Below are 12236 nucleotides of genomic sequence, written 5' to 3'. Positions count from 1 at the left end.
GTGCTGGGTGCGGCGCCGGCTAGCGGAACACCACGGTGCTGGTCTGGTCCAGCAGGACGCGGTGCTGGCAGTGCCACCGCACGGCGCGGGACAGGGCGAGGGCTTCGGCGTCCTGGCCCACGGTGGACAGGGTGCCCGGTCCGAAGCTGTGGTCAACCCGGATGACTTCCTGTTCGATGATGGGACCCTCGTCCAGGTCGGCGGTGACGTAGTGCGCGGTGGCGCCGATGAGCTTGACGCCGCGGGCGTGGGCCTGGTGGTAGGGCTTGGCACCCTTGAAGCCGGGCAGGAAGGAGTGATGGATATTGATGGCGCGGCCTTCGAGGGCACGGCACAGATCGTTGGACAGGACCTGCATGTAGCGGGCCAGGACCACCAGGTCCACGTCGTATTCCTCCACCAGGTCCAGCAGGCGCTGCTCGGCGTCCGCCTTGGTGTCCGCGGTGACGGGAATGTGGATGAACGGCAGGCCGGCGGCCTCGGCCATCGCGCGGTGGGTTTCGTGGTTGGACACGACTGCCACGAGGTCACCGCCCAAGGTACCGCCGCGCCAGCGGAAGATGAGGTCGTTAAGGCAGTGCCCGAACTTGGACACCATCACCAGCACGCGCTGCTGGGTCTGGTCGTTGAAGCTGAACTTCATGTCGAACCGGTCTGCGATGGGACGGAACTCTTCTTCGAGCGTGTCCCGGGTGTAGGCCGGCGAACCGGAGAACGCGGTACGCAGGTGCAGCGTTTCGCGGAGGCTGTCATCGAACTGCTGGTGCTCGTCAATGTTGAAGCCGCGGTCGAACAGGAAGGTTGTCACGGCCTGGACGATGCCCGCGCGCTCGCCGCAGGACAGGGTCAGGACAAACTTCTGATCCGTCGGCTGCTCAACCGTTTCGGTAAGCGTGGTCCCGCCGAGGGCCGTCGATGAGGCTGTTTCCACCAGGGTCATGTCTCCTCCTTCTATAGATATATTCCTGTGTTGCGTACTGATATATTAGGTTGGAGATCAGCGTATACTGGTCGGTGGGTGAGGTCAATAGGTTTTTTCGGCTCAAGGGGAGAGGTCCTGCGATGGCAATTGAAACTTTGGCGCCCGCGGAAGATGCCGCCAGGAAATCGCTCGCGGACGTAGCCTACGAAAGCATTCGCGACAGGCTGCTGATGCTGGACATCAAGCCCGGCGACCTGCTCAACGACGATGCGCTGTCCAAATCACTGGGCGTGGGACGCACCCCCGTTCGCGAGGCGCTCAAGCGGCTGGAGCTGGACAGGCTGGTGGTGACCTACCCCCGGCGCGGCACCTTCGCCACGCGGGTGGACGTGACCGATCTTTCGTTCATCTCTGAGATCCGCGCCCAACTGGAGCCCTTGGCGGCTTCGCGCGCAGCGCGTGTTGCCACCCCGGCCGTCCGGGCGAACCTCAAGGACATTTTGGCCGAGGTTGAGGCCTTCGATGTCAGTGCGGCATCTGTGGTGGAAACCCTCCAGTTGGATTCCCGGGTCCACCACAGCATCTATGCGGCAGCCGCCAACCCGCACCTCGAAGACATCCTGATCCGCTACGACAACCTGGCAACGAGGATCTGGTGCATGGTGGTGGACCGCCTGCCGGACCTCTCGGTCCATGTGCATGAGCACCTGAACCTGCTGCGGGCGGTCATCGACGGCGATGAGGACAGTGCGGCCGATCTGGCGCGCGTGCACGTCAGCGGGTTCGAGCGCGCCGTTCGTGAGGCACTGTTCAGCGCCTGAGTGCCTCCTTGGGGCGGTCCGCAGGACTCCCGTCAGCGGGTGCCCTGCAATTACGCCGACCGTCAGGCCCTGTTAGGGCACGGCCCCCGGCAGCCCGCCCCGCCGTCGCGCTGCCGCTCAGTTTTGCGCGCGGCGGGGCGCATTTCCTGCCGATGTCGCAGGCATTCCGGAACGGTGTTGACGCCCGGTGTGACCCGGGTCATACTTTCATCACCATTGATATATCAAAAAAATATCAATGCGAACCCTGAAGGGTTGACCAGACTATCCGGAGGAAGAGATGAACCCCAGCGTGCACGCCGTCGCAGATGCCGGAAGCAGCACCCTCGAGGCAAGGCTGAACGGCCGCGGAAAGAGCGTGCCGGTCCAGGGAGTCCGGGCCGACTGGGCCCGCCTTCCCGGACACACCGTGGAGGTGTGGTTGCGTGGGGAGCACGTGGCGACGGGTGTGGTTGATCAGGCCGCGGACGACGACTCGGTCCTGTGGCTCGCCGGCGCCGGCGCCGATACCCGCCGCCTTTTCGATAAGGGCACCGGCTACCAGATCTGGGTTTAGGCCGGCACTGAAGCTGCCTTGGCGGCGAAGCCGTTTGGAGCCCCGGGTAATCCTCCGAGGTGCTTGCCGCCGTCGGGCGCGTCACCGTGGAGCGCGACGGCGCAGGGGAACGGGAGGAAAGCCTGGTCCCGGCCTGAAAGTGCGGGCGAACTAAAACAGGTCCGGCCCCGGTGGAAATCCACCAGGGCCGGACCTTTTTTATGGCGTGGTTTGACTAGTTCTTGCTGGCCTCGGTGCTGGAAACAGCGCTGGAACCCGTGCCGGGGCAGGATTCCCCTTCCGCGCACTTCTCGCTGTGTTCGTGCCGGGTCACCAGGTCGAACTGGACGCCGCCGTGTTGTTCGACGCCGGTGCGGATGGCGCGTTCGACGACGGACGTCGCCAGGCGGCGGCGCAGCGACAGCGGGTCCCGCCGCAGGTCCTTGGCGAGGGCGAAGCACAGCAGCAGCATCACCACGACGAACGGCAGCGCCGCCACAATGGTGATCCTTTGCAGGCCTGACAGCGCTTCGGACGGTTCATCGCCGCCGGCCAGCAGCATTACCGCGGCCACGGCGCCGGTGAGGGCGCCCCAGAAGATCACGAGTCCGCGCTTGGGATCCGAGGCTCCGTTGGAACTGAGGGAGGACATGATCAGGGAGGCTGAATCCGCGCCCGTGATGAAGAAGATGGCGACCAGGACCATCGCCAGGACGATCACCGCGGCTGTCAGCCAGCCCGGCATCGGCAGGTTCTTCACGAGGTTGAACAGTGCCCCGTCAAAGTCGATGGAAGCCACACCGTCGGTGACGGTCATCAGGCCCGGCTGGCCGGCCTTGTCGGCCTCCTGCTGGATGTTGAACGCGGCACCGCCGAAGATGCCGAACCAGATCACGCTGACAACGCTGGGTACCAGCAGCACGCCGGTGACGAACTGGCGGATGGTGCGGCCGCGGCTGATGCGGGCGATGAACATGCCAACGAAGGGCGTCCAGGAGATCCACCATGCCCAGTAGAAGATGGTCCAGCTGGACATCCAGGTGCGCAGGGCTTCATCCCCCACGGCCTCGGTGCGTGAGGACATTTCCGCGAGGTCGCGGGCGTAGTCGCCGACGGCGGAGGGGATGAGGTTCAGGATGAACAGGCTGGGACCGGCCACAAATACGATGACCGCCAGGACCACGGCCAGGACCATGTTGATGTTGGACAGCCATTGGATGCCGCGGCTGATGCCGGAGACTGCGGACGCCACGAAGCATGCCGTCAGGATGGCCACGATGGCCACGAGTGCCGGAGTGCCCACTTCGCCCACCCAGCCGTTGGAGGTGAGGCCGCTGCCGATCTGCAGGGCACCGAGGCCCAGCGATGCGGCGGTGCCGAAGAGCGTGGCGAAGATGGCAAGGATGTTGATGAACTTGCCCACCGGTCCCTCAACCGTCCGGATACCGAACAGTGACGTGAAGGCCGCGGAGATCAGCTGCTTGCGGCCCAGACGGTAGGTCCCGTAGGCCATCGCAATGCCCACCACGGCGTACATGGCCCAGGGGTGCAGGGTCCAGTGGAAGATCGACGTGGCCATGGCGGTTTGGATGGCGGCGGGTGTGCGGCCGTCAACCGTTCCGGGTGGCGGCGAGATGAAGTGGTAGAGCGGCTCTGCGACGCCGTAGAACATCAGGCCGATGCCCATGCCGGCTGCGAACATCATGGCGATCCAGGACACCGTGCGGAATTCGGGCTTTTCGCCGTCCTTGCCGAGGGGGATGTTGCCGAACTTCCCCATGGCCAGCCACAGGACGAAGACGACAAACAGGGAGGCGAGGACCATGAAGAGCCAGCCCGTGTACTCCATGACCCAGTCAAGGGCGTCCTTGGAGGTCGCGGCCAGGCTGTCCTTGCCGAAGAAACCCCAGAGCACGAAGGCGACGGCGATGGCGCCCGTGATTCCGAAAGTTGCCTTGTCCAGGGTGAGCTTGCGGTTGCGGCGCTGGGACACCGCATGTTCGGTCTTGGTCTGGCGCAGTTCCTCGAGGATCTGGTCGTACTCTTCGGTGTCCGGGAGGGGTTCCGTGAGTGCGTCCTCCGCGGGAAGGGCTGCGCTGTCCGGTGTGCTGCCGCCCGGGGCGGCGGCTGCCTCCGCGGGGATGCTGTCCTGGTCGTCCTCGGGACGCCCTGGTTTAGGGGTGGTTATTTCACTATTGATAGCCATGAGCTGGATCCTTTGCTCGGCGGTCATGGACATGCGCAATGGCAGTGCCTGGCGCATCCGCCGGATCGAAGCTTGGGGGACTTCGCCGGAGTTGAAGGCCATGATGTCGCCGTAGATGGTGCGTAGCTGTTTTAAGGCAGGTGCTTGCCGGCAGTCTCTTCCCGGCGCCGGCAGGCGTGGTGCGTGGAGTTACCTCTGGTATGGGTCGCGGCGGCTGGAAGATTCCGACGGACCGGGATGGCGGACGGGTAAAGCACCTGGGGAGTGTTTCGCAAGGGTCAACAGTATTCGCGTTAGGCAACAGAGTGCGCTACGCCACATTTAAAGTCAAGGTATTTCATCTTGCCCGTGGAACAAGACCCGGCCGCTTGACAGTGAGGAAACCGAAATCCGTTTGTTGCACACTGCAGTGACGGTTGCGCAGGGGGAGGCCAGCATGGCACTAAATGGACACAAGAATGGCCCCGACCCATACGGGTCGGGGCCATTCTTGATGGTTCCTAACGCCTTGAGTAGCCCATGTTGGCGCTGATCTGGAGGCCTGCCTCGCGGAGTGCCTCCACCAGGCCCGGAATCTTTTCCGGGTCGAAGCGGAAGGCCGGGCCGGAAATGCTGATGGAGCCCACCACGTTGCCCTGGTGGTTGAGCACCGGCACCGCTATGGCGTTCAGGCCGATCTCGAACTCTTCGCGGACCACCGCATAACCCTTGCTGCCGGCTTCCAGCAGCTGGCGGTCCAGTTCTTGTTTGTTGGTGATGGTGCGTGACGTGCGGGCCGGAAGGCCGGTCTCCTTCAGGATCCTGTCGCGTTCCTCGGTAGCCAGTGCGGCCAGGAGGATCTTTCCGCTGGATGTGGCGTGCAGCGGGGTCAGGCTCCCCACCCAGTCGTAGGTGGCCAGCGTGGAGGGCCCCATGGCCTGGTCCACGTTGACCGCGTAGTTGGAGCGCAGTACGGCGAGGTTGACGGTCTCCTTGAACTCGGCGGCGAGGCCCTCCAGGACTGGCCGCGCCTCGTGGACCAGGCTGAGCCGGCCAGGGATGACGCTGGCGAGGCGAAGGATGCCGAATCCCAGCTGGTACTTTCCGCGGTCGCTGTTCTGCTGGACCATGTCCCGGCTGACCAGGGATCCCATCAGCCGGGACACCGTGGACTTGTGGATGCCCATTTCCTCGGCAATTTCACTGACTCCGGCCTGGCCTTCACGTGCCAGAATTTCCAGGACCGCGAGGGCGCGCTCCACGGACTGCACCCCGCCGGACGGACCGCTTTCGGCGTCCGCGTCGGGTTCGGGGTGGTTGTTCGAAGCCATCAGGCGCTCCCACGTCGTCGCTGCCGCTTGCGTGCCGGCGGGCCGCAAGCGCTGGTCGATTACTCCATTCGATCCTATGCCGGGATCTGTGACGGGCACGACTCGGTGACCGGAAGCCCGGCCTGCGGCGTGGGCCGGGGGTGCATCAGGGCGGGTGCTAGCTGCCCCGGTACGTGGAGTAGGCGAACGGGCTCAGCAGCAGCGGGACGTGGTAGTGCTCGGGCCCCGATACTTCGAAAACCAGGTCCACTTCGGGGAAGAAAGTGGCGGTCTGCAGGCCGGCGTAATACGTGCCGGTGGCAAAGTTCAGCTTGTAGTGGCCCGGTTCCAGCTGCTCGGGGCCGAGGTCCTTCGCACGGCCGTCCGCATCGGTAGTGGAGGCGGCGAGCTCACGCCAGGTGCCGGCGTCGTTCTTTGAGAGGACGACGGCGACGCCCGCCGCCGGGCGCCCGGCGCCGGTGTCGAGGATGTGGGTGGTGACGTGGGAGACGCTCATTCGGTGATCAGTCCTTCGAGCCGGAGTACGGCGATTTCGCGCAGCTGCTGGGCCACGATGGTGTCTTCATCTGCGGGGGTGTTGGCGAGCCGGGTGTTGAGTGCCGCAAGGATTTCCGGCGCGGTACGGCCGGCGGCGCGGATAAGGAACACCCGGCCGAACTTTTCCTCGTACTCCCGGTTGCCGCGGGCAAGCGCCTCTGCTGCCGCGGCGTCCGCGGGATCCACCCCGGCCTGCTCCGAGCGGGACATGGACGCCTCGGCGGTGCCCGCCGTCGGCCGTTCCCCAATCCTGGGGTGGTGGGCCATGGCGGACTCCACCTCGGCGGGGGTGAAGGGGTTGGCGGCCCCGGACGCGAACGCCAAAAGGGCTTCCCTGGTGTGGAAAGGCCGGGCTGCGGTGACGGCATCCACCCAACGGGTGACATCGATGCAGGGCTTGAGGGTGTCTGCGGCGGAGGAGGGGTCCGCGCTGTTGAATTCGGCAAGCTTCATGCTGGCTGGTTCCTCGGTAGCGATGCTGGCATCCATGGTGACGGCTATGCGGAGGCCGGATTGCCCGGCGCCTTCGTGTCGGACTTGCCTGGGCAAGCCCACCAAGGTTCCGCATCATGGAACTGTTATTTCAGCATACGTAATATCTAAAGGCAGGAAGGGTGTGGTGTCAAGAGACTACAACACCACCGCGGCCTACCCGGTATCATCACGGAAAGGCCTTTCAAAGGCCTGCTGACACAGACTGGGGAGTCAACAGAATATGGACGGGACGCTATGCAGACGCTGACCGATCAGGACGCCGGACGCGATCTTGGCCTGCAGGAATACGGATTACTGCCGGCCCACAAGGGGACTGTCCCCATACATCTTGACCGCCAGGCGCAGGGCGCCCTCGACAACCTGGTCCGCGTGGCGGCATCACTGTGCGGGGTGCCGTACGGCGTGGTCAACATCATCACCTCGGAGCAGCAGCTGCAGATTGCGGCGTCCGGGACCTCGGCGGGCATCTGCTCGCGCGAGGACTCCATGTGCGCCTCCGTGTTCCTGGATCCCGGGACCACTGTGGTGCGGGACGCTTCCCTGGACCCGCGCTTTGCCGCCAACCCGTTCGTCACGGGGGAAATTGCGGATGTCCGCTTCTACGCCTCCGTCCCGCTGCGGACGTCCAAGGGCCTGGTGCTGGGCTCGCTGTGCGTCTTTTCGGACCAGGCAGAGCTCCCCACGCCGGAGCAGATAGACCTGGTGGAGGTGCTGGCCCAGCAGGTGGTGGAACTCCTCGAACTCCAGCACCGGACGCTCCAGCTCGACCATGCCCTGGTGGAGTTGCGCCGCAGCAACGCCATGCTGTCTGAGTTCGCCGGCCGCGTGAGCCATGACCTTCGCGCTCCGCTGACCACCATCCTGGGCTACGTTGAGCTGGCCGAGGACGATCCCGGCATGGCCCCGGACCACCCGGCAGCCGAATATCTGGGACTAATCGGAACGGGCGGCCGGCGCATGTTGGGAACCCTCGAAGACGTGCTCAACTACGCCCGCGCGGATGGGGAGCTGCATCTGGAACGGGTGTCCCTGCTGGCCGTCACGGCGGAAGCTGCCCAGGACCTCGGAGTGGACCTGGGGCTGGGCAGCGGTTTCCTGTGCGAGGACGCGGAACTCACCGCCGACCGCCTGCAGCTGCGCACCCTGATCCAAAACCTGCTGGCCAACTCGCTGAACTACCGGGAACCCGGGCGTGGGCTGGAAGTCGCCATCACCGCCACCACCTGCCCTGGCGGCGTCACCGTCCATGTGGCGGACAACGGCAAAGGCATCGGGCCGGCGGACCGGGGACGGGCGGTGGAACCGCTGGTCCGGCTTCACCGGCCCGGCGACGGTCCGGGAACGGGCCTGGGCCTGGCCACCTGCCAGCGGATTGCCCAGTCACACGGAGGCGAACTGAGCATCAGTGAAACTCCAGGCGGTGGAACCACCGTTTCAGTGCTGTTCCCCGCGACGCAGTAGCGTGCGGGCTTAGTGCCGGCGGCTGGGCTTGCCGGAACCGGGTTTCGGCAGGCCCAACCGTCGGACAGCAGTCAATCCTGGGAAGACGTGCGGGACAGGACCCAGGTGCTGGTGCCGTCCTGCCGTTCGAACGTCACGGTGGTCACCAGGGCCTGGATCAGGGCAAGCCCGCGGCCGGACTCGGCATCCTCGCCTGGCGTTGCCGGTTCCATGGGGCCGAAGGGCGGCTTGGCGTTGTAGGCGCTCACGCGGGCCTGGAGCAGCAGCGGCTCCACGGTGATGTCCACGCCCAGTTCCACCGGATCTGCACCCGCCGGTTCGGCGTGCTGGACGATGTTGGACGCTGACTCGATCACCGCCGTGGTGAACGTCATCTGGTCCATGTCATTCACGAACGGCACATCGAGCCACAGGCTGTCCATGTCGTTGTGGACATCGTTGATGGCGTCCTCGGTGGCGAGCCCGCGGAAGCTGCGCGAGGCGAGCACTTCAGTCATTGCCGAACGCCTCTTCGACTGACGGGTAGGCCGTGAGGACCTTGTCCATGCTGGTGAGCTGCAGGACCATCTTCACCTGCGGCTGGACTGCCGCGATCCGCAGGTCCCCGCCGGCCTGCCGGGCAGCCTTCAGGCAGCCAATGAGGGCGCCCAGCCCGGACGAATCCATGAAGGCGGTGTTCTCCAGGTTGACCACGATCCGGTTGGACCCGCCGGCGATCACGTCCGTGACGAACTCGCGGAGCTTGGGCGCGGACACCATGTTCAGCCGCCCGTCCGCCTTGACCTCGGCATATGAGTCCTTGACCTCATAGCTAAACTCCATCGGGATTCCTCTCGGATTGTGTTGGTTCTGCGGATTCTGCGGGCGGTTCAAAGCCCTTGTAGAGTACGGCGCGGACCAGGATGGACATGACCACCAGGTCGAAGATCACCCAGGCGACGTTCACCAGGGTGCCCAGCGGTTCTGCGAGGCCCGTGGCCAGGCGGACAATTCCGACGACGGCGGCCACGGCCAGCAGGATGGACACCACGATCTGGGGCTGGATCAGGCTCCAGCTGGGTCCGCCGCTTTGGCGCGCCTTGGGCGTCACCGCGAACCCCAGGGGACGGCCGAACCAGACGTTGCGGGCCGCCGTCGTACACGCCTTGATCCAGGTGGGGAACAGGGCGAGGCTGTACTGCTGGCCGCGCCACGTGGGAATGCCGCGGCCGGCCACCGCGAACAGCAGTTGGTTGACCACCATGAACGGAATGAACCGGATGAAGAAGTCCCAGCTGAGGCTGGTGACGGGCAGGATGCCCAGCAGCAGGTAGATGATGGGGGCGGCGAAGTAGATGACCGCCGCGAAGCCGCTCAGGTAGGTCCACATGGTGGCGAAGTACATCAGCCGCTGGCCGATCTTCAGGCCCTTCTGCACCAGCGGGTTCTCCCGGAGCAGCACCTGGATGGTGCCCTGGGCCCAGCGGAGCCGCTGGGTGAGCATGGTCTTCAGGTCCTCCGGCGCCAGGCCGTAGGCCAGGATCTCGTGGTGGTAGACGCTCTGCCAGCCCATGGCGTGCATGCGCATGGCGGTGGCCATGTCCTCGGTGACAGAGATGGTGGCCAGCGGCATGATCGGCTGGGCTTCGTCGTTGCGTTCCACCGAGAGCGCGTCCAGAACGGCCTGGACCGATTCGAGTGCGCCCAACGGGGACCAGTCGCGGGCGGACATGCGCTGCACGGCGTCGTCGGCCACCACCGGAACGCCGGCCTCGCCAACGTGGGCGAGTTCCATGGCCGCGATTTCCTCGAGGTCCGACTGCAGGGCCTCGACGTCTGCCTGCACCAGGGTCTGCACGGCGGTGTCCACGCGGCGGCGCACCCGGTAGGTGATTTCGCTGAGCGCCATGCCGGAGTCCAGTTCCTGCTGCGCTTCAACGGTGGCGGCTTCCACCTCGTCCAGCACCTGCACCACCAGCGAGTCCATGTCCGTGGACTTGCGGGCCTGCCGGATGGCCTGCCGGGAGGCGGCCAGCGCGCGGCGGATGCTCTTCTCGGTTTCCTTCACGTACCCCACCAGGCCCAGCTGCATCAGCGCTTCGCGGCGCAGGATGGCGTTGGAACCGCAGAAGAAGGCAGCGTTCCAGCCGTCCTTGCCCTGCTGGATGGGGCCGTAGAACAGTGGGGCCTGGCTGCCCAGGGGGTCGTCGGCCGGGACGTTGCTGAAGTACTGCGGGGTCTGGACCAGCGCCACCTTGCTGTTGTTGAAGTAGCCCAGCGTCTTTTCCAGGATGTCCGGCTCGGGGATCTGGTCCGCATCCAGGATCAGCAGGAACTCGCCGTCGGTCTGCATCAGCGCATTGTTCAGGTTCCCTGCCTTGGCGTGGCGGGGCAGGTCCTTGGTCCAGTCCTCGCTGCGGGTCACGTAACCCAGCCCGTGCTGTTCGGCGAGTGCCTTCATCTCGGGGCGGGCGCCGTCGTCAAGGATCCAGGTGCCGTGCGGATGCCGTATCCGCTGGGCCGCCAGCGCCGTGGTGAGCACCATGTCCAGGTCCTCGTTATACGTGGTGATGAAGACGTCCACCGTGGCATCGGCCGGCGGTTCCGGGGCGCCCTCGCGGATCTTCAGGTTCCACACCGTCATGCCGAACAGCATCACGTCGATGAGGCTGTAGGTTTCGGCGATGACCAGCGGCAGGGCGATCCACCAGGCTTCCCAGTTCAGGGAGGCCATCCACCGCCAGGCGATGTAGTTCACGCCGGTGATAACGGTCAGAACCACCACCACGCGGGTCCAGAACCGGGTCATGCCGCCACATTCTGCGGGAGCCTGCGGACCACAACCACCGTCACATCGTCCTCAGCGGTCTCGGCCGGGGCGAGGGACAGGATGGCGCTGCTGGCCGCCTGCGCGGAATCCTCGGCCTGGGTGGCCCGTCGGACCGCCTCCGTGAAGTCCTCCACGGATTCGAAGACATCCAGCACGCCGTCACTGACCACCACCAGGCAGTCGCCGGGTGCCAGGGCGAGGCCGGACTGCGGCCACTCGGACCCGGACCAGGCCCCCACCGGCGGCCCTCCCGAAGGAAGGCGGTGTGCTGCCCCGCCCGACTCGACGTGCAGCGCGAGCCCGTGGCCGGCGTCGACATAGCTGACCTCGCCCGACGCCGCGTCCAGCCGGGCGTGGAAGAGGGTGACAAAGGAGTTGGAAGAATCAAGGTCCGTGGCAATGGCCTTGCTGGCGGAGGCGAACGCGCCGTCCAGGTCCTGCCGGCGGCCGGTGGAGCGCATGACGGCCCGGACCGTAGCGGCGATCAGGGCCGCACCCATGCCCTTGCCCATGGCATCGGCAAAGGTCAGGTGCAGGCCTTCGGGTGTCTGGTACCAGTCGTAGAAGTCCCCGCCCACGCTGCGTGAGGGACGGAAGACCCCGGCAACGTCGTACCCCTCAACACGGATGTCCTCCTTGGGCAGGAGGCTCAGCTGGACTTCGGTGGCACGCTGGAGTTCGCTGCGCGATGCCGTGTCAGCGGCGGGGGAGGGCCGGCGGCGGAACAGGGCGTTGATCCGTGACTGCAGTTCACGCGGGCTGAACGGCTTGCTGATGTATTCATCGGCGCCGTTGTCCAGGCCCGTCAGCTTGTCCAACTCGTCCGCGCGGGCGGTCAGCATGACGATGAACGCATCGGAAAATTCGCGGAGGAGTTTGCAGACTTCCAGGCCGTCCAGGTCCGGGAGGTTCAGGTCAAGCGTGACCAGGTCCGGCTGGCTGCGCCGGACTTCCTCAACTCCGGTCAGGCCCGCACCGGCCTCCGTGACTTCGAAGCCCTGCTTGGTCAGCACGCGGACCAGGAGCCCGCGGATGTCCGGGTCATCCTCGATGACAACGGCACGACGAACTTCAGGGGGAGAGACCATAGCTCTACTTCTACCGTATTAAAGCGGACGGGGCATGTCTCAGCGCTTCACA

12 protein-coding genes are annotated in these 12236 nt (G+C 65.6%); 3 read left to right on the top strand and 9 right to left on the bottom strand.

Annotated features, from left to right (window positions below; genetic code table 11):
• Positions 1–19: 19 nt before the first annotated feature.
• On the bottom strand, positions 20–940 hold the full coding sequence (gene purU / locus ACP3TD_RS18390; protein WP_426764417.1) for a formyltetrahydrofolate deformylase: 921 nt from the start codon (positions 938–940) through the stop codon (positions 20–22).
• A gap of 122 nt (positions 941–1062) precedes the next feature.
• Here purU and ACP3TD_RS18385 point away from each other — a divergent pair, with 122 nt between their 5' ends.
• Together ACP3TD_RS18385 and ACP3TD_RS18380 are read left to right on the top strand one after the other, a co-directional pair.
• Positions 1063–1743, top strand: a complete 681-nt coding sequence (locus ACP3TD_RS18385) for a GntR family transcriptional regulator (RefSeq protein ID WP_426764416.1) — start codon at positions 1063–1065, stop codon at positions 1741–1743.
• A gap of 280 nt (positions 1744–2023) precedes the next feature.
• Positions 2024–2299 (top strand): hypothetical protein, encoded by a 276-nt coding sequence (locus ACP3TD_RS18380; protein ID WP_426764414.1) that lies wholly within the window; start codon positions 2024–2026, stop codon positions 2297–2299.
• Positions 2300–2513: 214 nt separating this feature from the next.
• On the opposite strand, the gene ACP3TD_RS18375 is transcribed toward ACP3TD_RS18380, so the two are convergent.
• The 4 genes from ACP3TD_RS18375 to uraD form a co-directional block, all read right to left on the bottom strand.
• Positions 2514–4484, bottom strand: coding sequence for a BCCT family transporter (locus tag ACP3TD_RS18375; RefSeq protein ID WP_426764413.1), 1971 nt, complete (start codon positions 4482–4484; stop codon positions 2514–2516).
• A gap of 500 nt (positions 4485–4984) precedes the next feature.
• Positions 4985–5794 (bottom strand): IclR family transcriptional regulator, encoded by an 810-nt coding sequence (locus ACP3TD_RS18370; protein ID WP_426764412.1) that lies wholly within the window; start codon positions 5792–5794, stop codon positions 4985–4987.
• A gap of 157 nt (positions 5795–5951) precedes the next feature.
• Complete coding sequence (gene uraH, locus ACP3TD_RS18365; protein ID WP_377204254.1) at positions 5952–6290, bottom strand: hydroxyisourate hydrolase; 339 nt, start codon at positions 6288–6290, stop codon at positions 5952–5954.
• Complete coding sequence (uraD, locus tag ACP3TD_RS18360) at positions 6287–6784, bottom strand: 2-oxo-4-hydroxy-4-carboxy-5-ureidoimidazoline decarboxylase (protein WP_426767297.1); 498 nt, start codon at positions 6782–6784, stop codon at positions 6287–6289. The genes uraH and uraD overlap by 4 nt, the downstream gene beginning before the upstream one ends.
• 276 nt (positions 6785–7060) lie before the next feature.
• Between uraD and ACP3TD_RS18355 the strand changes: the two genes are divergently transcribed.
• A complete protein-coding gene (locus ACP3TD_RS18355; RefSeq protein WP_426764411.1) occupies positions 7061–8287 on the top strand; it encodes a GAF domain-containing sensor histidine kinase in 1227 nt (408 codons plus the stop codon).
• Positions 8288–8358: 71 nt separating this feature from the next.
• Here ACP3TD_RS18355 and ACP3TD_RS18350 read toward each other — a convergent pair whose 3' ends face one another.
• From ACP3TD_RS18350 to ACP3TD_RS18335, 4 genes are read right to left on the bottom strand one after another with little or no spacing between them, the layout of a single operon-like run.
• Complete coding sequence (locus ACP3TD_RS18350; RefSeq protein WP_091723396.1) at positions 8359–8784, bottom strand: ATP-binding protein; 426 nt, start codon at positions 8782–8784, stop codon at positions 8359–8361.
• Positions 8777–9109: an STAS domain-containing protein gene (locus ACP3TD_RS18345; protein WP_091723395.1), complete on the bottom strand. Its 333-nt coding sequence runs from the start codon at positions 9107–9109 to the stop codon at positions 8777–8779. The genes ACP3TD_RS18350 and ACP3TD_RS18345 overlap by 8 nt, the downstream gene beginning before the upstream one ends.
• A complete protein-coding gene (locus ACP3TD_RS18340) occupies positions 9099–11075 on the bottom strand; it encodes a glycosyltransferase family 2 protein (protein WP_426764410.1) in 1977 nt (658 codons plus the stop codon). The genes ACP3TD_RS18345 and ACP3TD_RS18340 overlap by 11 nt, the downstream gene beginning before the upstream one ends.
• Positions 11072–12184, bottom strand: a complete 1113-nt coding sequence (locus tag ACP3TD_RS18335) for a PP2C family protein-serine/threonine phosphatase (RefSeq protein ID WP_426764409.1) — start codon at positions 12182–12184, stop codon at positions 11072–11074. Before ACP3TD_RS18335 ends, ACP3TD_RS18340 begins: the two co-directional genes overlap by 4 nt.
• Positions 12185–12236 lie beyond the last annotated feature (52 nt).

The organism is Pseudarthrobacter sp. 1G09 (assembly GCF_050038305.1).
In the GTDB taxonomy this organism is placed as follows: Bacteria; Actinomycetota; Actinomycetes; order Actinomycetales; family Micrococcaceae; genus Arthrobacter; species Arthrobacter equi.
This window is presented reverse-complemented; position numbering and strand designations above follow the sequence as displayed.